This window comes from Klebsiella sp. C239 (genome assembly GCF_048822715.1).
Lineage (GTDB): Bacteria > Pseudomonadota > Gammaproteobacteria > Enterobacterales > Enterobacteriaceae > Klebsiella > Klebsiella quasipneumoniae.
The window spans coordinates 630,659-655,258 of sequence record NZ_JBMEZK010000001.1; the positions used below are offsets into that span (position 1 = coordinate 630,659).

The 24,600-nt window shown below is 58.7% G+C and carries 24 protein-coding genes and 1 pseudogene; 13 read left to right on the forward strand and 12 right to left on the reverse strand.

The features are described 5' to 3' along the window. Positions 1–14 precede the first annotated feature (14 nt). A complete protein-coding gene (pyk, locus tag ACOI6Z_RS02935; protein WP_002911440.1) occupies positions 15–1,457 on the reverse strand; it encodes a pyruvate kinase in 1,443 nt (480 codons plus the stop codon). Between the two features lie 125 nt (positions 1,458–1,582). Next, on the reverse strand, positions 1,583–2,488 hold the full coding sequence (locus tag ACOI6Z_RS02940) for a MurR/RpiR family transcriptional regulator (protein WP_072096624.1): 906 nt from the start codon (positions 2,486–2,488) through the stop codon (positions 1,583–1,585). A 159-nt stretch (positions 2,489–2,647) separates the two neighbouring features. On the opposite strand from ACOI6Z_RS02940, the gene ACOI6Z_RS02945 reads away from it, so the two are divergent. The 4 genes from ACOI6Z_RS02945 to ACOI6Z_RS02960 all read left to right on the forward strand — a co-directional run bounded on the left by ACOI6Z_RS02945 (position 2,648) and on the right by ACOI6Z_RS02960 (position 6,997). Then, positions 2,648–2,797: a hypothetical protein gene (locus tag ACOI6Z_RS02945; RefSeq protein WP_032453387.1), complete on the forward strand. Its 150-nt coding sequence runs from the start codon at positions 2,648–2,650 to the stop codon at positions 2,795–2,797. Positions 2,798–2,807: 10 nt separating this feature from the next. Continuing rightward, entirely contained in the window at positions 2,808–4,283 is a 1,476-nt protein-coding gene (gene zwf / locus ACOI6Z_RS02950) for a glucose-6-phosphate dehydrogenase (protein WP_004203394.1), read from the forward strand. 222 nt (positions 4,284–4,505) lie between these two features. Next, positions 4,506–6,317, forward strand: a complete 1,812-nt coding sequence (gene edd / locus ACOI6Z_RS02955) for a phosphogluconate dehydratase (RefSeq protein WP_023290242.1) — start codon at positions 4,506–4,508, stop codon at positions 6,315–6,317. Between the two features lie 38 nt (positions 6,318–6,355). Next, the gene (locus ACOI6Z_RS02960; RefSeq protein ID WP_002911423.1) at positions 6,356–6,997 is read left to right on the forward strand and encodes a bifunctional 4-hydroxy-2-oxoglutarate aldolase/2-dehydro-3-deoxy-phosphogluconate aldolase; all 642 of its coding nucleotides are present in this window, start codon (positions 6,356–6,358) and stop codon (positions 6,995–6,997) included. 56 nt (positions 6,998–7,053) lie between these two features. Here ACOI6Z_RS02960 and purT read toward each other — a convergent pair whose 3' ends face one another. Further along, positions 7,054–8,232, reverse strand: coding sequence for a formate-dependent phosphoribosylglycinamide formyltransferase (gene purT, locus ACOI6Z_RS02965; RefSeq protein ID WP_032453377.1), 1,179 nt, complete (start codon positions 8,230–8,232; stop codon positions 7,054–7,056). A 135-nt stretch (positions 8,233–8,367) separates the two neighbouring features. Here purT and ACOI6Z_RS02970 point away from each other — a divergent pair, with 135 nt between their 5' ends. The 3 genes from ACOI6Z_RS02970 (at position 8,368) to ptrB (ending at position 11,755) form a co-directional block, all read left to right on the forward strand. Next, positions 8,368–8,715, forward strand: a complete 348-nt coding sequence (locus ACOI6Z_RS02970; RefSeq protein WP_023290240.1) for a YebG family protein — start codon at positions 8,368–8,370, stop codon at positions 8,713–8,715. A 199-nt stretch (positions 8,716–8,914) separates the two neighbouring features. Then, complete coding sequence (locus ACOI6Z_RS02975; protein ID WP_032453375.1) at positions 8,915–9,574, forward strand: tellurite resistance TerB family protein; 660 nt, start codon at positions 8,915–8,917, stop codon at positions 9,572–9,574. A 120-nt stretch (positions 9,575–9,694) separates the two neighbouring features. Further along, positions 9,695–11,755 carry an oligopeptidase B gene (gene ptrB, locus ACOI6Z_RS02980; RefSeq protein WP_048297811.1) on the forward strand — a complete coding sequence of 687 codons (2,061 nt, stop codon included), beginning with the start codon at positions 9,695–9,697 and terminating at the stop codon, positions 11,753–11,755. A gap of 3 nt (positions 11,756–11,758) precedes the next feature. On the opposite strand, the gene exoX is transcribed toward ptrB, so the two are convergent. Further along, positions 11,759–12,418 carry an exodeoxyribonuclease X gene (gene exoX / locus ACOI6Z_RS02985; RefSeq protein ID WP_023290237.1) on the reverse strand — a complete coding sequence of 220 codons (660 nt, stop codon included), beginning with the start codon at positions 12,416–12,418 and terminating at the stop codon, positions 11,759–11,761. A gap of 78 nt (positions 12,419–12,496) precedes the next feature. After that, the gene (locus ACOI6Z_RS02990) at positions 12,497–12,727 is read right to left on the reverse strand and encodes a DNA polymerase III subunit theta (RefSeq protein ID WP_002911406.1); all 231 of its coding nucleotides are present in this window, start codon (positions 12,725–12,727) and stop codon (positions 12,497–12,499) included. 112 nt (positions 12,728–12,839) lie between these two features. Between ACOI6Z_RS02990 and yobA the strand changes: the two genes are divergently transcribed. Genes yobA through ACOI6Z_RS03005 form a run of 3 tightly spaced genes read left to right on the forward strand, consistent with a single transcriptional unit; the run spans position 12,840 to position 14,442 of the window. Further along, positions 12,840–13,214, forward strand: a complete 375-nt coding sequence (yobA, locus tag ACOI6Z_RS02995) for a CopC domain-containing protein YobA (RefSeq protein ID WP_032453372.1) — start codon at positions 12,840–12,842, stop codon at positions 13,212–13,214. 3 nt (positions 13,215–13,217) lie between these two features. Further along, positions 13,218–14,087 carry a copper homeostasis membrane protein CopD gene (gene copD, locus ACOI6Z_RS03000; protein WP_048297809.1) on the forward strand — a complete coding sequence of 290 codons (870 nt, stop codon included), beginning with the start codon at positions 13,218–13,220 and terminating at the stop codon, positions 14,085–14,087. A 16-nt stretch (positions 14,088–14,103) separates the two neighbouring features. Beyond that, positions 14,104–14,442: a YebY family protein gene (locus ACOI6Z_RS03005; RefSeq protein ID WP_050533809.1), complete on the forward strand. Its 339-nt coding sequence runs from the start codon at positions 14,104–14,106 to the stop codon at positions 14,440–14,442. A 639-nt stretch (positions 14,443–15,081) separates the two neighbouring features. Here ACOI6Z_RS03005 and ACOI6Z_RS03010 read toward each other — a convergent pair. Beyond that, entirely contained in the window at positions 15,082–15,225 is a 144-nt protein-coding gene (locus tag ACOI6Z_RS03010) for an Ecr family regulatory small membrane protein (RefSeq protein ID WP_032425946.1), read from the reverse strand. Positions 15,226–15,328: 103 nt separating this feature from the next. Next, positions 15,329–16,297 carry a VirK/YbjX family protein gene (locus ACOI6Z_RS03015; protein ID WP_420686923.1) on the reverse strand — a complete coding sequence of 323 codons (969 nt, stop codon included), beginning with the start codon at positions 16,295–16,297 and terminating at the stop codon, positions 15,329–15,331. Positions 16,298–16,453: 156 nt separating this feature from the next. Between ACOI6Z_RS03015 and pphA the strand changes: the two genes are divergently transcribed. Next, the gene (gene pphA / locus ACOI6Z_RS03020) at positions 16,454–17,107 is read left to right on the forward strand and encodes a protein-serine/threonine phosphatase (RefSeq protein WP_420686925.1); all 654 of its coding nucleotides are present in this window, start codon (positions 16,454–16,456) and stop codon (positions 17,105–17,107) included. Here pphA and ACOI6Z_RS03025 read toward each other — a convergent pair. The 5 genes from ACOI6Z_RS03025 to yebS form a co-directional block, all read right to left on the reverse strand. Continuing rightward, on the reverse strand, positions 17,104–17,295 hold the full coding sequence (locus tag ACOI6Z_RS03025) for a YebW family protein (RefSeq protein ID WP_002911395.1): 192 nt from the start codon (positions 17,293–17,295) through the stop codon (positions 17,104–17,106). The two genes, pphA and ACOI6Z_RS03025, sit on opposite strands and share 4 nt — an antisense overlap. Before the next feature lie 97 nt (positions 17,296–17,392). Then, on the reverse strand, positions 17,393–17,632 hold the full coding sequence (locus tag ACOI6Z_RS03030) for a YebV family protein (RefSeq protein ID WP_002911393.1): 240 nt from the start codon (positions 17,630–17,632) through the stop codon (positions 17,393–17,395). A 115-nt stretch (positions 17,633–17,747) separates the two neighbouring features. Next, positions 17,748–19,178: a 16S rRNA (cytosine(1407)-C(5))-methyltransferase RsmF gene (gene rsmF, locus ACOI6Z_RS03035; RefSeq protein ID WP_032428917.1), complete on the reverse strand. Its 1,431-nt coding sequence runs from the start codon at positions 19,176–19,178 to the stop codon at positions 17,748–17,750. Positions 19,179–19,307: 129 nt separating this feature from the next. After that, positions 19,308–21,941, reverse strand: a complete 2,634-nt coding sequence (locus ACOI6Z_RS03040; protein WP_017900210.1) for a PqiB family protein — start codon at positions 21,939–21,941, stop codon at positions 19,308–19,310. Next, a complete protein-coding gene (yebS, locus tag ACOI6Z_RS03045; protein ID WP_032428915.1) occupies positions 21,910–23,193 on the reverse strand; it encodes a membrane integrity lipid transport subunit YebS in 1,284 nt (427 codons plus the stop codon). The genes ACOI6Z_RS03040 and yebS overlap by 32 nt, the downstream gene beginning before the upstream one ends. 132 nt (positions 23,194–23,325) lie before the next feature. On the opposite strand from yebS, the pseudogene ACOI6Z_RS03050 reads away from it, so the two are divergent. Continuing rightward, positions 23,326–23,839, forward strand: a pseudogene (locus ACOI6Z_RS03050) (GAF domain-containing protein). A gap of 81 nt (positions 23,840–23,920) precedes the next feature. Continuing rightward, a complete protein-coding gene (proQ, locus tag ACOI6Z_RS03055; RefSeq protein ID WP_023290227.1) occupies positions 23,921–24,598 on the forward strand; it encodes an RNA chaperone ProQ in 678 nt (225 codons plus the stop codon). Positions 24,599–24,600: the final 2 nt, after the last annotated feature.

Sequence of the window (24,600 nt, forward strand, 5' to 3'; positions counted from 1 at the left end):
GTAGAGACCGAGGCTTACTCGACGGTGAGGATACGCGTGGTGTTGGTGCTGCCGATGGTGCTCATCACGTCACCCTGGGTAACGACCACCAGATCGCCGGAGACCAGGTAGCCTTTGTCCCGCAGCAGATTGACGGCATCGTGCGCAGCGGCCACCCCGTCATTCTGGCTGTCGAAGAACACCGGCGTCACCCCGCGGTAGAGAGCGGTCAGGTTCAGGGTGCGCTCGTGGCGGGACAGGGCGAAAATCGGCAGACCGGAGCTGATGCGCGAGGTCATCAGCGCGGTGCGGCCCGATTCGGTCATAGTGATGATGGCCGTGATGCCTTTCAGATGGTTGGCGGCATACATCGCCGACATGGCAATCGCTTCTTCCACGTTGTCGAACTGGACGTCCAGACGGTGTTTGGAGACGTTGAGGCTCGGGATTTTTTCGGCGCCCAGACAGACGCGCGCCATCGCGGCCACGGTTTCCGACGGGTACTGACCGGCAGCGGTTTCCGCGGAGAGCATCACCGCATCGGTACCATCCAGCACGGCGTTGGCCACGTCCATGACTTCCGCACGGGTCGGCATCGGGTTGGTGATCATCGACTCCATCATCTGGGTGGCGGTGATGACGGAACGGTTCAGCTGACGCGCACGACGAATCAGCGCTTTCTGGATGCCCACCAGCTCCGGATCGCCGATTTCGACCCCGAGGTCACCGCGGGCAACCATCACCACATCGGAGGCAAGGATCACGTCGTCCATGGCGTCCTGGTCGCAGACGGCTTCCGCACGCTCGACTTTGGCGACGATTTTCGCATCGCAACCGGCATCGCGCGCCAGGCGACGGGCGTAGTTCAGGTCTTCGCCGCAGCGCGGGAAGGAGACGGCGAGATAGTCGACGCCAATTTTAGCGGCGGTGACGATATCGGCCTTGTCTTTGTCAGTCAGCGCTTCGGCAGACAGGCCGCCGCCCAGCTTGTTAATCCCTTTGTTGTTGGACAACGGGCCGCCGACGGTCACTTCGGTGAACACTTTCATCCCCTGAACTTCGAGGACTTTCAGCTGCACGCGACCATCGTCGAGCAGCAGGATATCGCCAGGCACGACGTCCGCCGGCAGGCCTTTATAGTCGATTCCGACTTTCTCTTTGTCGCCTTCGCCCTTGCCGAGGTTGGCGTCGAGCAGGAATTTGTCGCCGACGTTGAGGAAAATTTTGCCTTCTTTAAAGGTCGATACGCGAATTTTTGGTCCCTGGAGGTCGCCAAGGATGGCTACGTGACGGCCCAGTTTTGCCGCAATCTCACGCACTTTATCGGCACGGAGCTGATGATCTTCCGGGGTGCCGTGAGAGAAGTTCATACGCACTACGTTTGCGCCCGCGGCGATAACTTTTTCCAGGTTGTTATCGCGGTCAGTTGCCGGGCCTAAGGTAGTAACGATTTTGGTTCTGCGAAGCCTTCTGGACATGTAATACTCCGTTGACTGATACAACTTTGGTGTTGCGTGAACATGGATTCGGTAGCGCCAGCCTGCAACGTCGCACAGCCGGATCGTTATCGAAGGTGTAATGGGGTACTGCTTGTTATCAACTTTTATTGATTATCACTGGGTACGAACGGTTCTTTATCAAAACGCGATTCCTTCAGCGCTTCCTTGACCCTCTTCAAGTTATCTCTGAATTTTGCTCCCCGGCGCAGGGTAAAGCCAGTCGCCAGCACGTCAATGACGGTCAACTGGGCCAGACGCGAGACCATTGGCATATAGATGTCGGTATCTTCCGGCACATCCAGGGTAATGGCCAGCGTGGCTTCCCGGGCCAGCGGCGAGCCGGGGGAGGTGAGGGCGATCACCATGGCATCGTTTTCACGTGCCAGCTGCGCCAGCTCCACCAGGCTCTTGGTCCTTCCGGTATGCGAGATAATCACCACCACATCATCGTCATCGCAATTCATACAGCTCATGCGTTGCAGGACAATGTCGTCGGAATAGATGACCGGCACGTTAAAGCGGAAAAATTTGTTCATCGCGTCATGAGCGACCGCCGCCGAAGAGCCCAGGCCGAAAAAGGCGATTTTTTTGGCCTGAGTCAGGAGATCCACCGCGCGATTCACTGCCGACATGTCGAGAGAATGATGGACCTGATCTAAACTCGCCATGGCCGATTCAAATATTTTTCCCGTGTATGACTCAACGCTGTCGTCTTCATCAACATTGCGGTTAACATAGAGTGTGCCGTGCGCAAGGCTCTGGGCGAGATGCAGTTTGAAATCAGGAAAGCCACGGGTTTCGAGACTGCGGCAAAAGCGATTGACGGTCGGTTCGCTCACCCCGGCCTCAAGGGCGAGGGCGGCGATGCTCGAATGAATGGCCTGCGCGGGGGTAGCAAGGATCACTTCCGCCACTTTGCGTTCAGATTTGCTAAGGTGTTCCAGTCGGGACTGGATTTTTTCCAGCATGTTCATTAGTAACAGGGCGCTCATCAATGGAAACGATTTCATTAATGGGTGAAATCATCGGGCGTTTTAGCAAGAATATACCCCTCCGCAAGCGCAAGCGGTGAGGAATGACGGGAAAAAATGTTGTTTTTTTTCATTACATGATCAGAGTCGTATTTTACTGACCTGAAACAGGTACAAACAACGAACAATATCAGCCAGATGCCCAAATCATCGCCGAATGTTTTCACCCTGTGCGGTTTTCCCGCCGCAAACGGAGGGGAAGGCTTTCGGGAAATACGTAAACACAGTACAGTGCAGTGTAAGAAAATTACAAATATAGCCTGGCAAAAGCACCAGACTATCAACTGAGGAGAATGACATGGCGGTAACGCAAACGGCCCAGGCATGCGACCTGGTCATTTTCGGCGCGAAGGGCGACCTGGCGCGGCGTAAATTGTTGCCTTCCCTGTATCAGCTTGAAAAGGCGGGCCAGATCCACGCCGACACCCGGATCATTGGCGTCGGCCGTGCCGACTGGGATAAAGCGGCTTACACCAAAGTGGTGCGCGAAGCGCTGGAAACCTTCATGAAGGAAAAAATTGATGAAGGTTTGTGGGATTCCCTGAGCGGACGCCTGGAGTTCTGTAATCTTGACGTCAATGACACCAGCGGCTTCACCCGCCTGGGCGACATGCTGGACCAAAAGAATCGCGTCACCATCAACTATTTCGCCATGCCGCCGAGCACCTTTGGCGCCATCTGTAAAGGTCTGGGCGAAGCGAAGCTCAATGCCAAGCCTGCGCGCGTGGTCATGGAAAAACCGCTGGGCACCTCGCTGGAAACCTCGCGGGAAATCAACGATCAGGTCGGCGAGTTTTTTGAAGAGTGCCAGGTCTACCGTATCGACCACTACCTCGGAAAAGAGACGGTGCTCAACCTGCTGGCGCTGCGCTTTGCCAACTCCCTGTTCGTCAATAACTGGGACTGCCGTACCATCGATCATGTGGAAATCACCGTCGCGGAAGAGGTAGGCATTGAAGGGCGCTGGGGGTACTTCGACCAGGCCGGACAGATGCGCGACATGATCCAGAACCACCTGCTGCAGATCCTGTGCATGATTGCCATGTCGCCGCCGTCCGATCTCAGCGCCGACAGCATCCGTGATGAAAAGGTTAAAGTGCTGAAATCCCTGCGCCGTATTGACCGCTCCAACGTGCGCGAGAAAACCGTTCGCGGCCAGTACACCGCCGGCTTTGCCCAGGGCAAAAAAGTGCCAGGCTACCTCGAAGAAGAGGGGGCGAACAAAACCAGCAACACCGAAACCTTCGTGGCGATCCGCGTTGATATCGATAACTGGCGCTGGGCTGGCGTACCGTTCTATCTGCGCACCGGCAAACGTCTGCCGACCAAATGTTCCGAAGTGGTGGTTTATTTCAAAACGCCGGAGCTGAACCTGTTTAAAGAGACCTGGCAGGAGCTGCCGCAGAACAAGCTGACTATTCGTCTGCAGCCGGACGAAGGGGTGGATATCCAGGTCCTGAACAAAGTGCCGGGCCTCGACCACAAGCATAACCTGCAGATCACCAAGCTGGATCTGAGCTACTCCGAAACCTTCAACCAGACGCATCTGGCCGATGCCTATGAACGTCTGCTGCTGGAGACCATGCGCGGTATCCAGGCGCTGTTCGTCCGCCGTGATGAAGTGGAAGAGGCGTGGAAGTGGGTGGACTCCATCACAGAAGCCTGGGCAGCCGACCGCGATGCGCCGAAACCGTATCAGGCCGGGACCTGGGGACCCGTGGCCTCGGTGGCCATGATCACCCGCGATGGCCGCTCGTGGAACGAGTTCGAGTAAGCTCGCGGTCTTATCCGTCAGGGTTATTTTACCGGTAACATGATCTGACGCAGAAAGTCGCACGCTTTTTAATCTTTTAAGCCCCGTGAGGATTCACCCACGGGGCTTTTTTTATTACACTGCCTACAGACATTTTGCCCCTGAGCGCTGGTGTTGGTGGCTTCGGGCACCAAAACACGTCATCTCGCAGCGGCCGGACAGATAAAATTTTGAGGAGCCTTTATGAATTCGACAATGTTACGGGTAACAAATCGCATTATCGAACGGTCGCGTGATACCCGCGCGGCTTACCTCGCAAGGATTAACCAGGCCAAAACCGACACCGTGCATCGTGCGCAACTGGCCTGCGGCAATCTGGCTCACGGTTTCGCGGCCTGTCAGGCCGACGACAAAGCCTCCCTGAAAAGCATGTTGCGCAACAACATCGCCATCATCACCTCCTATAACGATATGTTGTCCGCCCATCAGCCCTACGAACACTACCCGGATATCATTCGCAAAGCGCTGCACAGCGCCAATGCGGTCGGCCAGGTGGCCGGCGGCGTGCCGGCGATGTGCGACGGCGTGACCCAGGGACAGGACGGCATGGAGCTCTCTCTCCTGAGTCGCGAAGTGATCGCCATGTCCGCGGCCATCGGCCTGTCGCATAACATGTTCGATGGCGCGCTGTATCTCGGCGTGTGCGATAAAATTGTGCCCGGACTGACCATGGCGGCGCTCTCATTCGGCCACCTGCCGTCGGTCTTTATTCCCTCCGGTCCGATGGCCAGCGGCCTGCCTAATAAAGAGAAGGTTCGCATTCGCCAGCTGTACGCAGAGGGCAAAGTTGACCGCATGGCGCTGCTGGAGTCCGAAGCCGCTTCTTACCATGCTCCGGGGACCTGTACGTTCTACGGTACGGCAAACACCAACCAGATGGTGGTGGAGTTTATGGGCATGCAGCTGCCGGGATCGTCCTTCGTCCATCCGGATGCCCCGCTGCGGGAAGCGCTGACCGCCGCCGCCGCGCGCCAGGTCACCCGCATGACCGGCAATGGCAACGAGTGGATGCCGTTGGGCAAAATGTTTGACGAAAAAGTGGTGGTTAACGGCATTGTGGCGCTGCTGGCGACCGGCGGTTCCACCAACCACACCATGCACCTGGTGGCGATGGCCCGCGCGGCGGGCATCATCATTAACTGGGATGATTTCTCCGACCTGTCAGACGTGGTGCCGCTGCTGGCGCGCCTCTACCCCAACGGCCCGGCGGATATCAACCATTTCCAGGCGGCGGGCGGCGTTCCGGTTCTGGTGCGCGAGCTGCTGAAAGGCGGCCTGCTGCATGAGGACGTTCACACCGTCGCCGGCTTCGGCCTGTCGCGCTACACCCTCGAGCCGTGGCTCAACAACGGCGAGCTGGACTGGCGGGAAGGCGCGACGGCGCCGCTTGACGATCAGGTCATCGCGACTTTCGAGAAACCGTTCTCCCGTCACGGCGGCACCAAGGTGCTGAGCGGTAACCTCGGCCGTGCGGTCATGAAAACCTCGGCAGTCCCGGTAGAGAACCAGGTGATCGAAGCGCCGGCGGTGGTGTTCGAGAGCCAGCACGACGTGTTGCCGGCCTTTGAAGCGGGTCTGCTGGACAAAGACTGCGTGGTGGTGGTCCGTCATCAGGGGCCAAAAGCGAACGGGATGCCAGAATTACATAAACTTATGCCGCCACTTGGTGTATTATTGGACCGCCGTTTCAAAATAGCGCTGGTGACCGATGGCCGACTCTCTGGCGCCTCCGGTAAAGTCCCGTCAGCCATCCACGTCACGCCTGAAGCCTATGATGGTGGGTTGCTGGCGAAAGTGCGCGATGGCGATCTTATTCGCGTGAACGGGCAGACGGGGGAACTGACGCTGCTGGTGGACGATGCCGAACTGGCGGCGCGTCAGCCGCATATCCCTGACCTCAGCGCGTCGCGCGTAGGAACCGGTCGGGAGATGTTTGGGGCGCTGCGTGAGAAGCTCTCTGGCGCGGAGCAGGGCGCAACCTGCATCACTTTTTAAGACGATTTAATTTCTAGATCTGGCGAGAGAAAATCCTGATGAAAAACTGGAAAACAACAGCAGAAGCAATCCTCACCTCCGGTCCGGTTGTCCCGGTTATCGTAGTGAAAAAGCTGGAACACGCGGTACCGATGGCGAAAGCGCTGGTCGCGGGCGGCGTGCGCGTCCTGGAAGTGACTCTGCGCACCGAGTGCGCCCTGGAGGCGATCCGCGCGATTGCTAAAGAAGTGCCGGACGCGATTGTCGGCGCGGGCACGGTTACCAACGTCGAGCAGCTGAAAGCGGTAACAGAAGCCGGCGCGCAGTTCGCTATCAGCCCGGGGCTGACCGAATCTCTGCTGAAAGCGGCGACCGAAGACGGCACTATTCCGCTGATCCCGGGGATCAGCACCGTCTCCGAGCTGATGCTGGGCATGCAGTACGGTCTGAAAGAGTTTAAATTCTTCCCGGCGGAAGCCAACGGCGGCGTGAAAGCGCTGCAGGCGATTGCTGGTCCGTTCGGTCACATTCGTTTCTGCCCGACCGGCGGTATCTCCCCGGCCAACTATCGTGATTACCTGGCGCTGAACAGCGTGCTGTGCATCGGTGGTTCCTGGCTGGTGCCGGCCGACGCCCTGGAAGCTGGCGACTACGATCGCATCACCACCCTGGCGCGTGAAGCGGTGGAAGGCGCGAAGTAAACCGCGCCTCAAGGTCAACAACCCGGTCAGCGGCAACGCGACCGGTTTTTTTGTTTTTACCCTTCGACGATAACCGCCGCGGCGGCGGTTTTAGCCCGCGCCACGGCCTCTTCCACTGAATCGGCGACGGCGAGGGTCACTCCCAGACGACGGGTGCCGTCAATCTCCGGCTTGCCGAACAGACGCAGCTGCAGGCCAGCTCCGACGGCCGACTGCAGCTGGCCGAAGCTGACGTTCTGGCTGGTTAGCTGCGGAAGGATCACCGCGGAAGCGGCTGGGCCATACTGGCGGATGGCGCCGACGGGCAGCCCAAGAAAGGCGCGAACGTGCAGGGCGAATTCCGAGAGATCCTGCGAAATAAGCGTCACCATACCGGTGTCGTGCGGGCGCGGGGAGACTTCGCTGAAGATCACCTCGTCGCCGCAAACGAACAGCTCCACGCCGAACAGGCCATGCCCCCCCAGCGCCAGCACTACCTTGCGGGCGATATCCTGAGCGCGTTCAAGGGCCAGGTCGCTCATCTGCTGCGGCTGCCAGGATTCACGATAATCGCCATCTTCCTGACGATGGCCGACCGGGGCGCAGAAATGCACGCCATCGACGGCGCTGACGGTGAGCAGGGTGATTTCAAAGTCGAAATTCACCACCCCTTCGACGATCACCCGCCCGGCGCCGGCGCGGCCGCCCTGCTGGGCGTAGCGCCAGGCTTCGCTGAGCTGGTCAGCCGAGCGGATAAAGCTCTGGCCTTTACCGGAAGAGCTCATCACCGGTTTGACGATGCACGGCAAGCCGATCTCCGCGACCGCCGCGCGGAAGGCGTCTTCACTGTCGGCGAAACGGTAGCTGGAGGTGGGGAGCTGCAGCTCTTCTGCCGCCAGACGGCGAATGCCTTCGCGGTTCATGGTGAGCTTCGCTGCCCGCGCCGTGGGGACCACTTTCTGCCCGGCCTGCTCCAGTTCGACCAGGGTATCGGTGGCGATAGCTTCGATCTCCGGCACGATGTAATCAGGTTTTTCCTGTTCGATCAGCGCGCGCAGGCTCTCGCCGTGCAGCATATTGATGACGTGGGCGCGGTGGGCGACCTGCATCGCCGGGGCATCGGGGTAGCGGTCGACGGCGATAGTTTCAATGCCCAGACGCTGACATTCAATGGCGACTTCTTTACCCAGCTCGCCGGAGCCTAACAGCATAACTTTGGTGGCTGCCGGGCGCAGCGCGGTGCCTAATACAGTCATAACTCTCTTCCGCAGTAAAAAAAGATGCGGTCGATTATAAACGAAAACGTTTGCGTCTGTCTTTACGCGCGTGAGTTGAGTCCGGAAGGGAAATTTGCTATACTGTATAAAAATACAGTATCGAGAGGCTGCAGCATGGCGGTTGAAATTAAATATGTGGTGATCCGCGAAGGTGAGGAAAAAATGTCTTTTGCCAGCAAAAAAGAGGCCGACGCTTACGACAAAATGCTCGATCTGGCAGAGGTGCTGAATGACTGGCTGGTAGCATCGCCGCTGGAAATGGACGATGCCCAGCGCGATACCATGGCGATGTGGCTGGCGGAGCGTAAAGAGGCGCTGCAGCATATCCTGCGCGCCGGCAAACTGCCGGAGCAGGATGCGACTGCGCACGATGCGCCCGCGCCGTCAACGGACGCAGAGGCTACCCCGGCGGAAGATGCCGCCGCGCCGGCTGCCAAAACGCGGAAAGCCAAAGCGGCCTGATGGCTGGCGGTCAGCCACTGGCGGGCTGGCGGGCTGGCGGGCTGGTTGGTCGGTTGGTCGGTTGGTGGGTTGGTGGGTTGGTGGGTTGGACCCGGTACCGCCGCCGCGCGCACCTTTGCGCATCTTTAGCCATATCTAACATTTCCTGACATCGCGTCGTTTAGGCTGATAACAGTGTTTGTCACCTGAGAGGAAAACCATGGCTAACTGGCTAAATCAACTGCAGTCGCTGCTCGGACAGCAGGGCGCGTCGCCGTCCGGCGAATCGTCAAAAGGGAGCGCTCTGCTGCCCGGCGCCATCGGCGGGCTGGCAGGGCTGTTGGTGGCCAGCAAATCGTCACGCAAGCTGCTGGCGAAATATGGCACCAGCGCGCTGCTGGCTGGCGGTGGGGCAGTGGCGGGTACCGTATTGTGGAACAAGTATCAGCAGAAAATGCGCGCTCAGAACACGCCCGCCCCGACACCAGAGACGGCTGCGGCGCCGGCGGATGTCGATCCGCGCAGCGTGCGGCTGATCACCGCCCTGGTGTTTGCCGCCAAAAGCGATGGGCATATCGACGATCACGAGCGGGCGAAGATTGAAGCCCAGCTTCGGGAGGCCAATATTGACGTTCAGGCCAGGGTGCTGATTGACCAGGCGCTGGCTCAGCCGCTGGATCCGCAGCGTCTCGCCGAGGGCATCGTTGACCCGCAGGAGGCGCTGGAGATCTACTACGTCAGCTGCGCGGTGATCGATATCGACCACTTTATGGAGCGCAGCTATCTCAACGCCCTGGGTGAGGCCCTGGCGTTGCCAAAAGATGTCCGGGCCGACATCGAACAGGATATCCAGTCACAAAAACAGGCGCTAAGCGTTTAAATTATCACGTTTCGCTTGCATCGCCCGCGTCTTTTGCCACCCTTATAGACACGTCATCATTCAGGCGCCACCCTGCGGCCTGAATGCTCTTGTGTCACGAAAAAGCAGCAGAAGAATAACATGCCACCTAAAGCCAAACGGATCCCTCACGCCATGACCTTGCATGGCGATACACGCATCGATAACTATTACTGGCTGCGCGACGATGAACGCGCGCGGCCTGATGTGCTGGAATATCTGCACGCGGAAAACGCTTACGGCAAGCAAGTGATGGATTCGCAGCTCAGCCTGCAGGAGCGTCTGCTGAAAGAGATTATCGACCGCATTCCGCAGCGGGAAGTCTCGGCCCCCTACAGCAAAAACGGCTTTCGCTATCGTCAGGTGTACGAGCCGGGCTGCGAATACGCTATCTACCAGCGCCAGTCGGTGCTGAAAGAGGAGTGGGACGAGTGGGAGATCCTGCTTGATGCCAACCAGCGGGCGGCGAAAAGCGAGTTTTACACCCTGGGCGGGCTGGGCATTGCGCCCAACAACCAGCTGATGGCGGTGGCGGAAGATTATCTCTCCCGCCGCCAGTACGGCCTGCGCTTTTGCGATCTCAGCAACGGCGAGTGGTATCCGGAGACCCTGGAAAATGTCACCTCCGGCTTTGCCTGGAGCAACGATTCACGCTTTGTGTGGTATGTGCGTAAACATCCCACCACGCTGCTTCCTTATCAGGTCTGGCGCCACACCGTCGGGACGCCGGCGCAGAGCGACGCGCTGGTCTATGAGGAAAAAGATGAGACCTTCTACGTCAGCGTGCATAAAACCACATCCCAGCAGTTCGTGGTGATCTATCTCTCCAGCGCCACCACCAGCGAAGTGCTGCTGCTCAACGCCGAATTGCCAGACGCCGAGCCGGTCTGCTTCCTGCCGCGGCGTAAAGATCATGAATATAGCCTCGATCACTATCAGCACGCTTTTTATCTGCGATCCAACCGGGAGGGGAAGAATTTTGGCCTCTACCGTACCGTGCTGCGCGATGAAGAGCAGTGGACCACGCTGATCCCGCCGCGTCACGACGTGATGCTCGAAGGATTTACCCTGTTTACCGACTGGCTGGTCGTCGAGGAGCGTCAGCGCGGCCTGACCAGTTTGCGGCAGATTAACCGCAGGACCCGGGAGGTGGTAGGGATCGCCTTTGACGATCCGGCCTATGTCACCTGGCTTGCCTATAACCCGGAGCCTGAAACGTCGCGCCTGCGCTACGGCTACTCCTCGATGACCACGCCCGACACCCTGTTTGAGCTGGACATGGATACCGGCGAACGACGGGTGATCAAGCAGCAGGAGGTGAAGGGGCTGGACACCCGCTGCTATCAGAGCGAGCACCTGTGGGTAACCGCCCGTGATGGCGTCGAAGTGCCGGTCTCGCTGGTCTATCATCGCGACCATTTTCGTAAAGGGAGCAATCCGCTGCTGGTCTATGGCTATGGCTCGTATGGCGACAGTATCGATGCCGATTTCAGCGCCAGCCGGCTGAGCCTGCTCAACCGGGGCTTTGTCTACGCTATCGCCCACGTTCGCGGCGGCGGCGAGCTGGGCCAGCAGTGGTATGAGGATGGAAAATTCCTGTGTAAGAAAAATACCTTCAACGACTATCTGGACGTCTGCGACGCGCTGCTGGCCCAGGGGTACGGCGACCCGCGGCTCTGCTATGGCATGGGCGGCAGCGCCGGCGGGATGCTGATGGGGGTGGCCGTTAACGAGCGTCCAGAGCTGTTCCACGGCGTAATAGCTCAGGTGCCGTTCGTCGACGTGGTGACCACCATGCTGGATGAGACCATTCCGCTGACGACCGGCGAATTTGAAGAGTGGGGGAACCCGCAGGATGAAACCTATTACCACTACATGAAAAGCTACAGCCCCTACGACGGCGTGAAGGCGCAGGCGTATCCGCATATGCTGGTGACCACCGGGCTGCACGATTCCCAGGTGCAATACTGGGAGCCGGCGAAGTGGGTGGCGAAACTGCGTGAACTGAAAACCGACGATAACCTGCTGCTGCTCTGCACCGATATGGACTCCGGCCATGGCGGAAAATCCGGGCGCTTTAAAAGCTATGAGGGGGTGGCGCTGGAGTACGCCTTTTTCATCGCCCTGGCGCAGGGGACACTGCCGGGGAAAGCGGCAGTGTAGGGGCTATTCCCCGAGATAATGCTTGAGCGTGAGGCGCAGCTCGGGGCTCATGCGGTCGAGATTGTTGAATAACCAGCGTAGATAGCCTGGATCGTTTTCAGCAATCTCGGCGACGGCTTTACCGCGGTATTTGCCGAAGGTGAAGGTGGTGAGCAGCGCCGGCCGACCGGTGATATCGGCCATTTCGTCAGGCGTCCAGCCGGAAACGTTGATGATATCCAGCAGCAGCGCAGCGGTGATATAGCAGTCATACAGCGCACGGTGGTGATGCAGCCCCGGCGGCGTGGCCACGTTCAGCTTACGTGATTTATAGAGCCCCATATTGCTGTATTTGATCCCCGGCCACAGCCGGCGGGCCAGCTTCATGGTACAGATCCACTCGCCATGCATCTCCGGTAACACCCGACGATCGAAGCTGGCGTTATGCGCGACATACCACGGGCTGCCATGATAGTGCGGAATAATCTCCTCAATCCACGGCTTATCGGCGACCATCTCTTCGGTAATCCGGTGGATAGCCATCGCCTGCGGGCTGATGGGGCGGTCAGGACGCACCAGATGACTCATGGGATTGGTGATCTGCCCGTCGACAATGTCGACCGAGGCGACTTCAACGATGCCCCCCTGCAGTCCGCAGGTTTCGGTATCAATGACGCGCAGCATGGCTCGCTCCAGAGCAAAACAATAAGCGTAAAGTAATTGGCTGGGCTTGCCAACTGACGGTGAGGGGGGAAGTAGGCATTATTTCTGTTTCGGCTCCCAGGGCAGGCGGGACAGCGAGACGGAGGCCAGCCGATGGGCGATCAGTCGTTCGCGGAACCAGTCGCGCAGATGGGCGGGCTGTTCACGCTCGACCAAATCAGCGACCACCGGCATATTATACCGCTCTTTAAAGGCGACGCCGGCGGCGGCGAGATCGACGTTGACTTTATCCATCTCATCTTGCGAAATTTTGGCCAGATTTCTTTCCATCATACACTCCACTCTGCTTGTAAACCCGGTCAGGGCCTGACGCCCGGCTCGACTCTGCCATTATACAGGGTTATTCTCTGTGCTACAGACATAACAAAAGGGAATGACGAATATGCGACTTCTTGCTGGACGCGCGATGCGCCTCTCCGTTGCGTTTGCCGGGCTATTAACCGCAACGGGCGCGCTCGCCCACGCTCACCTGCAGCAGCAGATCCCCGCCGCCGGTGCGCAGCTGGCGGCTTCTCCGCAGACGCTGACGCTCAGTTTCTCCGAAGGCATTGAACCCGCGTTCAGCGGGGTGTCCGTCACCGGTCCGCAGCAGCATGCGGTGGCCACCGGCAAACTGACCCGCAGCGCCGACAATCCCACCCAGGTCACCGTGCCTGTGGCGGAAACCTTGCGGCCGGGAGAATACACTGTGGCATGGCATGTAGTTTCAGTGGATGGCCATAAAACCAAAGGGCAATACACCTTTAGCGTGAAGTAAGCGATGCTGACCGGGCTCTATATTACCCTGCGTTTTGGGCATTTTATCGCCCTGATGCTGGCTTTTGGCTGCGTGCTGTATGGCGCCTGGTGGGCGCCGGTGCCGCTGCGACGCGTACTGATGCTGCGCTTCTATCCGCTGTTGCGCCCGCTGCTGCTGATCGGCGCGCTCTCTACCCTGGCGCTGTATCTGCTGCAGGGGGGGATGATGGGCGAGGGCTGGGCGGATGTCTGGCAACCCGCCGTCTGGCAGGCGGTGGCGGGTACCCGCTTCGGCGGGGTGTGGATCTGGCAGATCCTGCTGGCGTGGATCGCCCTCGCCGTGGTGTGGATCCGTCCCCGCCACGGCGCTCGCCAGCTGGTGGCCCTGCTGGCGGCCCAGCTGCTGCTTTCCGCTGGGGTAGGGCATGCCGCCATGCATGATGGTTTACTCGGCGCCCTGCAGCGGACTAATCATGCTGTCCACCTCTTCTGCGTTGCCAGCTGGTTCGGCGGCCTGTTGCCCTTTATCTATTGCCTGCGCCTGGCGCAGGGGCGCTGGCGGCAGGCCGCGGTCTATACCATGGCGCGCTTTTCACGCTACGGGCATCTGGCCGTCGCCGGCACCCTTGCCAGCGGGGCGATCAATGCGCTGTTGATCCAGGGAGGATTGATTGGCGCATCGCCCTGGGGACGCCTGCTGTTGATCAAATGTGCGCTGGTGGCCGGGATGGTGGTAATTGCGTTAGTGAACAGGTATGTTCTGGTACCGCGCATGTCGGCAAGCGGTTCGCGGGCGGAAAGCCTGATCCTGCGAACCACGCAGGCCGAGATAGGGCTGGGCGCGCTGGCGCTGCTGGCCGTCAGCCTGTTTGCCACCTGGGAACCTTATTGAATTAACTGGCAAAATCATGAAAAAAATTGTTCTGACCATGTTGTTACTGGCAAGCTCCGGCGCTGCTCTGGCGGCGCCGCAAATTATCACCGTGAGCCGCTTTGAGGTAGGAAAGGAGAACTGGGCGTTCAACCGTGAAGAGGTGATGTTGACCTGTCGTCCGGGCAATGCCCTCTACGCTATCAACCCGAGCACCCTGGTCCAGTATCCGCTCAATGAGGTGGCTGAGCAGCAGGTCAAAGCCGGCAAAACCACCGCCCAGCCGATCTCGGTGATCCAGATCGAGGATCCGCAGCACCCGGGGCAAAAAATGAGCCTCGCGCCGTTTATCGAGCGCGCGCAGAAGCTCTGCTAGATTTTCGCGCTATCTCGCTGTAATGACATAAAAAAAACCGCCCTTGCCGGACAACGGCAGTGGCGGTTTTTTCGCTAACAGCGCCCTCTTTTCCAGGAATTATTCGGCCACATTGGCCGCAGACTGGAAAAGCTGACGCGTTAAACTATTCTTATAGTGCAAGGCGACTTAGCCTGCATTAATGCCAACTTTTAGCGCACGGCTCTCTCCCAAGAGCCATTTCCCTGGACCGAATACAGGAATCGTATTCGGTCTCTTTTTATCTTAATCTGTCTGCTTTCGCGATGACCAGCGACATCCTGTCAGTCAATCACCAGGCTGGCCTCTGGATGTCCCGTTATAGCACACCGTTTTTAGCATACACAATTCATTTACACACAAATTGCATCCTGCGGAAGAACGGTATGGGGAAGGCGGAACCGCAAGCGAGGGGAGAGGAAAAGAAAAAACCTGCACCTAAACAGGCCCGGCGTGCAGGTTAACTGGCGGGCCAACATCGGAAGTCTGCTAGTATACCTATTTGTATGATAAATAGAATAAACAAAACCTTATTGATTTGGCAATTCATGCGATTAGTCGTCCGCGCCCCACGACGTGGCGGCAAATAATATTCAGGGGCGTAGTTTCGGGCAAAAAATATTATTCCGGAACGCTAAAGGTGGGAAATATCTGACTCTCCAGATAGCAGAGTAAAAGCCAAATTTCATCGCTGAAAATAAACCATATGCTGCCCAGCAGCACGACCGCCAGAATAATCAGCAGAAAAATTTCGGTTTTACTCATCATGCTAACGACTATCCAATGGCCTGCGGGACCATGATAGTAGCGAAATAAGAACATAATAAGCAAACGCCGCGTAACGGGGCGGGTTCGCTGGTCGCGAAATTTACATGCCCGGCAGCGGCTGCGTCAATATTGCCACCTGCTCCGCCAGCTGATCCAGCAGCTGGAATCGACGCCGGTATTCGGCCCGTTTTTTACTGGCGATGCTCTCCAGCGGTTTTCTTTCCAGACGCAGCGGTAGCTGCCAGCGCCAGAGGCTTTCCGGCTTGCCGTCGATGGATTGCCAGAACTCGTCATAGCTGGCGTGGAAATGGCGCCCCTTGCTCAGGCGATAGCGCAGGGCGCGGAACACATGGCCGTTATCGCTGACGCCGTAAATCGCCGCGATATGGCTGCGAGCGGCCAGCAGCCAGATAAACTCCAGCAGCAGGCGCTTCGGGAACAGACCGTAGCAGGAGCGGGTCGCCTGCTTGATCACCTCATGAGAAACGTGGCGTCGCGGTCCCTGTAAACCGCCGATGACCAGCTGCCAGGCGTCGCCCTCCCGGGTCACGCTGAAGGTCGCGCTGGCCAGCAGGGTATGGTCGCTGTCGCGCAGCCATAGGGTGGTTTCACCCTCACGCTCGGCCTTCCCGGCCGAAGAGGCCGAGAGAGTAAACTGGCGTTCATCCTTTCCATTGAGCGTCAGCAACGGGACCTCGCACACCGCGGTCATGGCATGCGCCAGCCGCGACCCGCGCAGGGTATCGACATAGCGATAATGGCTTATGACCGCCATCGCCCGCTGCCAGGCGTTGAGATCGCGCGTCAGATATTGACGGTGCACTTTCCCCGGTAGCGTCGCCTGCGCCGTCAGCAGCTGGTTAAAATCGTCACGAGCGCTCAGCGCCTTCAGCATCGCTTTGGTAGGGCTATAAAATAACGCCGTGCGCAGCAGAAACTTAAAGCGGTAATTTTTCTGCCGCCAGATAGGTGCGGGTGTTAATCTACCCATCACCAGATCGGCAATGAGATGCGAGCGCGGCGTAAGCACGCTGGATGAATGCAGGCTGTTGTCTGTCACGATAAACACCTCGTTGTTATTTCCTGCTATTTTAAAGCGAGGCACTGATAAGCTTAATGCTCTGGCCGACTATATTTGCCGTTTGTTTAAAATCGATTGAGGTGTAAATAAAAAACAGCGGCTGTAAGCTGGAATTACCTATAATTACGGCAGAGAGGTAATTATATGTATCAGCGTATTAATGGCAGCGACTGGCGTAATATCTGGCTGATGGGCGATCTGCATGGCTGCTTTGCGCTGCTGATGGAGCGCCTGCGCCGGCTGCGCTTTGATCCCTGGGCCGATCTGCTGATCTCGGTTGGCGATCTGATCGATCGCGGGCCGCAAAGCGCTGACTGTCTCGGCCTGTTGCGCAGCCGCTGGTTCAGGGCCGTGCGCGGGAATCATGAGCAGATGGCGCTGGAGGCGCTGGAGAGCGGAGATATGACGCTCTGGCAGATGAACGGCGGCGACTGGTACGCCCGGAGCAACGTGCGGCAGCGGGCTGACGTCGATCGGCTGCTGGCGCGCTGTCAGCGGCTGCCGTTGATTATTGAAGTGGAGTGCGCAAAGGCGCGGCATGTGATCGCCCATGCCGATTACCCGGCGCCGGTCTATCGCTGGCAGCAGCCGGTGGATCCCCAGCGGGTCCTGTGGAGCCGCCATCGTCTGAGTGAACATCTGGCGGGGCGTCATGGCGCTATCGCCGGGGCTGACCATTTCTGGTTTGGCCATACGCCGCTTCGCGCGCGTTATGACTACGACAATCAACACTATATTGACACCGGCGCCGTGTTCGGCGGCACGCTGACCCTGGTGGCGCTGCAGTCGGCAGGCTAAAAGTCACTGTATTCGCTGGCGGGTTGCCAGAAGCCGTCAATAAAATCTTCTATCGGGTAGCAGCCGCCGTGGCGGATTCGCTGATCTTCCATCGCCACCAGGCACTGCGTTTCTTCGCGGTAGACGTCAACCACAATGTCCTCGCAGCCGCCATCCAGATAGCAAATAAACAACACTAAGGCAAACATCCTGGCCTCATGTCCGGGGGCACATACTCTTTAGTGTAGGGGATGACGGCGGGACGGGGAAATAAATAACCCGTCTCAGGCGACGGGTTCATTGGTGTCAGGCAAGGCGCATGACCCAGGCATCGGACTGGCGGTCGTAATGTTTACGGTAGAGGACGGAATGTTCACCATTGAGAATCGCGGGAACGCTGGTATCGGCATCCCAGGCGTCAAGCTGCATACATAAATCTGGATCGGATTTGCAGGGAATGCTTAACGTTCGCTCACCCTGATGTTCACCATGCAGTTCGGCATCGTCTATCTCAAACGCGCCGATGCGGACATTGGTTTTACTCATCGCTTCACCCCATTTTTCAGCTGAGTTGTGGTACGACCAGTTGCGGCCGTCATTTTTCAGCGTAGTCAATGGGGGGAAAACCGCCAGTCAAAAAGTGCGTATTTTTTGCGCGGCGTCACACCTTGCCGGCAAAAAGTTTCCCATCGCGTACCAGCTCGCGCGGATAACTGTTCTTCAGACGGGAGCCGACGCGCTTGGCCAGGCCCAGCGGCACGCCCTGGAAGGTGACAATGGCTTCGTCCTGCGCTGGCGGGGTTTGCGGATAGACATCGCGTCCGCGATACCACGCTTCCGCCTCCTCCAGCGTCAGCTCGAAGGCGCGCTGCGGCGCGGCAAAGGCGATAACCGCCTCATGCTGCCAGCGATAACCCTTATTGTGCAGCTCCGCCAGGCGCACGCCAATGCGCGAAAACCGCACCCGACCAAACAGAGGCTCCATAGACTGCGGAAACAGCCACAGCTCTTTATCTCGTTGCCACAGCGTGTGGCTCGCGTCCCATTCCAGGCCGACAGCGCGGGCGGCGGCGGTCGCCGCGGCGGCTTCCCGGCCCTTCAGCGGCACAAACGGGAACTTGCCGACCTTATAGCCCGGCGCCGGGAGCGGATCGATCGCCGCAGTCTTGCGCAGGCGAGCGACAAAGAAGCCTTCACAATCGTAGATCTGCGGGAAGACATGCAGAAATCCCTCCGCGGTTAGGGCATCGGCCGCGCCGGGAAACAGCGCTTCCAGCGGCTGGATCTCTACCGCCTGCGGGTAACGGGACAGCAGCCAGTGAATGACTGACTGATTTTCTTCGCGGTTCAGGGTGCAGGTCGAATAGACCAGCGTCCCGCCAGGGCGCAGGGCATGGAAAGCGCTGTCGATAAGTTCGCGCTGGGTGGCGGCGATGTCGAGGTTGCTCTCCGGCGACCAGTTTTTCAGCGCGTCGGCATCTTTGCGTACCACCCCTTCGCCGGAGCAGGGGGCATCAAGCAGAATGGCGTCGAAGGCTTCGGGCAATGCCGCGCCGAACACCCGCCCGTCGAAATGGGTCAGGCCGACGTTGCTGATGCCGCAGCGGCTGATGTTGGCATGCAGCACTTTCACCCGGCTGGCGGAGAACTCATTCGCCAGGATGCCGCCCGCATTGCCCATCCGGGCGGCGATCTGGGTGGTTTTCGACCCCGGGGCGGCGGCAACGTCCATGACCCGTTCAGGCTGCGGGTTGTCGGCGAACAGGGCGGCGACCGGCAGCATTGAGCTTGCTTCCTGAATATAGAACAGCCCGCTGAGGTGTTCGGCGGTGCTGCCCAGCGGCAGCGCATCGTCGTCCCGCTCGATCCAGAATCCCTCCTCACACCAGGGGACCGGCGTCAGCTGCCAGCCATAGGGCGCGACCAGAGAGAGGAAATCATCGACGCTAATTTTCAGCGTATTGACGCGAATACTACGGCGTAGCGGGCGCTGACAGGCGGCGATAAAGTCGTCGAAAGAGAGGTGCGCCGGCATCGCCGCGCGCATTTGAGCGAGAAACGCTTCAGGGAAATAGACAGTATTTTCGGCCACGGGCAGCGCACCACAGAAAAAAAGGGTGCGCAGTTTAGCACAAACGCCCCGGTGCAGGACACCGGGGCGTGCGGTTTGTCGTCTGCCCGCCGCCGGCGTTTGCCGGGGCGGGAGAAGGGGAGGTGAGGATTACTGCGGCAGGGCGGTGCCCCACTCCCGCCACTCTTTCGGCTCGCTCTCCAGCAGCAGGAAGTGCTTGCCGTCCTGGGCCTTCGGCGCCAGCGGCGTACCCGGCGGCGTGGCAAAGGCGATCCCGCCGCGGATAAACTGATTGAAGGTCCCGGTTTTCACCACGCCGCCAACCAGGCCGAAGTCGAGGCTGTAACCTGAGGCCAGCCAGAACACCGAGTTATTGCGCACCAGGTACTGGTAGCGCTTGCTGATGCGCATCTTAACCATGACCCGGTCAGACATCGATCCCAGCGACAGACCGGTCACCGTCCCGACTTCCAGGCCGCGGAACAGCACCGGCGTACCGATGCCAAGCGATCCGGCCTCCGGCGCTTCCACCACGATATTCAGACCGTCGATATAGCGCGAGTCGCTGATCGTCGTATCCTGGATCTCAAAGTCGCGACGCGCCGGGCCGCGTCCGGGCTCAACATTAATATAGGACTGGAACAGGGTGTCGAGATGCTCCACGCCTGCCGCGGAGATCTGCGGGGTGATCACCGAGAAGCGAGTCCCGGCGCGGGCAAACGTGCCGACGTATTCCGGGTAAAGCACGGCTTTCGCCTGCACTTCGTTTTTGGCGGTGATCAGCTCCAGGGACTGGATCTGACCGATATCGATGCCGAGATAGCGAATCGGCATCCCGGCCGCCATCTTCCCGGCGTCAAACGCGTGCAGGGTGATCTGGCCGCCCACGGCGCGCGCCGCCGTTTCAGAAGCGTAAAGGATGCGTTTATTATTCAGCCGCGCGTTGGCGCTGCTGCCGTTGAGGTTATCGAAACTGATCGCTCCTTTAATGGCGCGGGCCAGCGGCGAGGCCTGAACGGTGAGCCCGTTGCCGTCAAGTTTGACCTTCGCACCCCCTTCCGCCCAGAAGACGCTGTTGTTGGTCAGCAGGTAGCGGTACTCCGGCTTGATATGCAGATCGATATCGAAAGCGTCTTTGCGCGGTTTGACGGCGATGATCTCACCGACGGCGAATTTACGATACAGCACCACCGAGCCAGCCTGAACGTCAGGCAGCGTCTCAGCGGAGAGGCTCAGGGTGGTGGTCGGCACTTCGCTCAGGCTGTTTTCCTGCGCCTTTTCGAGGTTGGCATACAGCGGATAGCTGCTCTGCATTTCGCCTTTTTCACCCGGGATCACCCGGATCCCGCCGTTCACCCATTCGCTGGCGCTGGCGCCCAGCACCTGCACGCCATCGAGCCCCACTTTGACGTCCAGACGACTGTTCACCACAAACTTGCTGTCGCCGCGAATCAGATCGCGGTATTCCGGGGCAATCGCCACCTGGAAGGTCACCCCTTTGGCCGTCAGCTTGCGCTCCAGCACCTGGCCGACTTTCACCCCGTGCAGCACCAGCGGCTGGCCGCCGTCGATCCCGTAGCTCTCCGGCGCTGAAAGGGTGACGGTGGCGACATTGGGCTCCTCCAGCAGCGCTTTATCCGCTGGCATGACGGAGAAGTGATTACGCGGTTCGCCTTCGCCGGGCACCAGCTCAAAGGTATTGCCGGTGAGCAGGGCGCTGACGCTGGGGTTATCAAGGGAGATCTTCGGCTTCTTCATCTGAATCAGCGTTTTCTCCCGCAGCAGGGTCACCACGCTCGGGTCGACGGTCATCTCGCCCGTGACTTTGCCGCCAGGGTTAAGATTCAGTTTGCTTAACTGGCCCACTTCCAGCCCCTGATACATCAGCGGCGTCGAGCCCGCTTTCAGGCCGTCGCCGTCCGGCAGGTCGAGGGTCACCACCACCCCGCGCTGACTGTGCGCCAGGTCTTCGTACAGATGATAGTCATCGTTTTGCGACGCGACCTGCGAATCGGCAGGGGAGTCAAAGGCGATGGCGCCGTTCACCAGCGCGGAAAGGTTCTCCAGCTGCACTTTGGCCCCGCTCAGGCCGACGTCGGCTTTGATCCCGGAGACGTTCCAGAAACGGCTGCCTTTTTTCACCAGGTTGGTAAACCGGCGCTCGATCAGCACATCAATGGTGACCCCCTGGTTATTGTCATTCAGCGTGAAGTCATACACCCGCCCGACCGGGATCTTACGGAAGTAGACCAGCGAGCCGCTGCTCAGAGAGCCAAGGTCGGGCGCCTGCAGGTGGATCATCAGCTCGCCGTTGTTGATGCGGTATTTGGGCTGGGTGTCGAGGGCGACGAAGTGATCTTCGGGTTCGCCCTTGCCCGGCATCATGCCGATATAGTTCCCACCCACCAGGGCATCCAGTCCTGACACGCCGGCCAGAGAGGCTTTCGGCGTCACCAGCCAGAACTGCGTATCTTTGCGCAGCGCCTCTTTCATATCGCGTTTGATGCTGGCGGAAACTTCAATTTTACTCAGGTCTTTACTGAGACTAATGTCCTGGACGGTACCGACTTCCACCCCCTGATAGCGGATAGGCGTCCGCCCCGGCACGATGCCGTTAGCAGACTGGAAATCGATAGTGATCGTCGATCCACGGTCGTCAAAACTGGTCCAGATGAGCCAGGCGGCAATCAGCAGCGCGATGACCGGCAGCAGCCAGAATGGCGAGATACGACGTTTGGTTTTTATTCTGGCTTCAGTCTGCGAAGCGGGCGTTTCCTGACTCATGTGCGTCCCAAAGTAAGCGGCTGTCCAGCCATTCAACTGCAAGAATAGTTAAAATTACCGCGCCGCCGAAGTAAACCGCGGCCGGCCCCATCGTAAAGGCGAGGAGCTGATCGCGATTGATTAGCGACATGGTGAGTGAGATAACAAACAGATCCAGCATCGACCAGCGGCCAATCCAGGTTATCAGCCGCAGCAGCAGGATGCGGGTGCGCAGCCCCTGCTCGCATTTGAATTGTATGCTGAGCAGCAGGGTAAATAACACTATAACTTTGGTGAATGGCACCAAAATACTGGCGATAAATACCACGCCGGCGATGGCGATATTGCTGCTGGCGAGGGAGATGATCCCGGAGAGGATGGTGTCTTCCTGGCGCGCGCCGTTAACGTAAATGATGGAGATCGGCAGCAGGTTGGCCGGTAAGAGCAAAATCAGCGAGGCAATCAGCGCCGCCCAACTGCGCTGCAGGCTCTGCGGTCGGCGATGGTGCAGCGGCGTGTGGCAGCGCCGGCAGCGGCCGCGGGCGTCGCGGTAGCCGGTGTAGTGGCAGCCGGTGCACACCTGCAGATTGTTATCGGCGCGGGTCGCCGGCCGTTCGGGATAGAATCGCTCCCACAGCTCTTCGACGTTCATATGGATAAGTGTCAGGATGCTCAGCAGCGTCAGGGAGATAAATGCCACGAGGCCGATGCCGGGCTGCAGAAAGGCGTAATCCTGCACCTTGATGGAGGCGACGCCGATGCCCACCAGATAGATATCCAGCATGACCCACTCCTTGAGCTTACCGAGCATAAGCAGCACCGGACGCAGGTTCATCCCCAGCACGTTGCCCAGCCACAGATAGCTAATCGAAACCACCAGCAGCACCGGGGCGACCACCGCGCAAAACAGCACCATCGCGGCGGTAAGCGGATCGCCCTGCGCAGTCATCTGCCAAATTCCATGCAGGACGTTGGCGTCAATGCGAACCCCCAGCAGGTGAAGGCGCAGCAGGGGTTCGGACCAGGCAAAGGGCATTAACAGCAGCATCGCCAGGGCCATGCTGCCCAGACGGGTCAACGACCAGTCGCGGCCATCGCGCACCTTCGCGTTACAGCGCGGACACCAGGCGCTTTGGTTGCGTTTAAGCACCGGTAAGCGAAAGAGCATGTCACACTGCGTACAGCGCTGATAATGCGCATAGGGAAGCGGTGTGCTCACGGCATGCACGACCATCTTATTCGCAGGCTTAAGGGTGGATGTTTTTATCGGCATTTAATACGTACAGGAATGAATGTATCCCACTATCTTAACCTATGAATGAATTCATCTTGAGCCCAAGCGCATTTAATGCTTATTTTAGTAGGCTGTACGTATCAGGCAGTAAGACAACCAAGTGAAGATATAATGAGCAAAACAGAATTTTACGCGGATTTGAACCGCGATTTCCAGGCATTGATGGCAGGTGAAACCAGTTTCCTGGCGATGATCGCCAATACCAGCGCGCTGCTGTTTGAACGACTGGGCGAGGTCAACTGGGCCGGTTTCTATCTTCTGGAAGGCGATACCCTGGTGCTGGGGCCGTTCCAGGGCAAACTGGCCTGCGTGCGGATCCCGGTCGGGCGCGGCGTATGCGGCGCGGCGGTGGCGCAAGCCCAGGTGCAGCGCGTCGAGGACGTCCACGCGTTTGACGGCCACATCGCCTGCGATGCCGCCAGTAATTCGGAAATTGTCTTCCCCCTGCGCGTGAACGACCAGATTATCGGCGTGCTGGATATCGACAGTCCGGCTTACGGCCGCTTCACTGCTGAAGATGAGCAGGGGTTGCGCACGCTGGTCGAGCATCTGGAAAAACTCATCGCGGCCACTGATTATCAAAAAATCTTTACCCGTGTCGTGGGATAATCAACGGATAACGTAGCATTTAGCGAGGACGTCATTATAATGTCGCCTGTTCATGCCTGCGGCTTGTTGGCTACGTCCGTTGTAATCAGGAAATTTCATGGAAAATCAACCTAAGTTGAATAGCAGTAAAGAAGTTATCGCCTTTCTGGCCGAACGTTTCCCTCAGTGCTTCAGCGCTGAAGGCGAAGCGCGCCCCCTGAAAATCGGAATTTTTCAGGATCTCGTTGAGCGAGTGGGTGGTGAGATGAATCTCAGCAAAACCCAGCTTCGCGCTGCATTACGTCTCTATACCTCGAGCTGGCGCTATCTCTACGGCGTAAAAGCCGGCGCTATCCGCGTTGACCTGGACGGCAACCCGTGCGGCGAACTGGAAGAGCAGCACATTGCCCATGCGCGTCAGCAGCTGGAAGAAGCGAAAGCTCGCGTTCAGGCGCAGCGCGCTGCCCAGCAGGCGAAAAAACGCGAAGCCGCTGCCGCTGCAGGCCAGCCGGATGAAGGCGTTCGCCGCGAGCGTAAACCGCGTCCTCAGCAACCGCGTCGTAAAGAGGGTGCTGAACAGCGTAAACCGCGTCCTGTTGCAGCCAAAGCTCCGCGTGAAGAGCGTCTTACTCCGGTATCGGATGTTTCCGTTCTGACCGTCGGCCAGGCGCTGAAGGTAAAAGCAGGCAATAACGCAATGGACGCCACCGTTGTGGAAATCACCAAAGATGGCGTTCGTGTACAGCTGACTTCTGGTATGTCAATGATTGTACGCGCAGAACACCTGGTGTTCTGAAA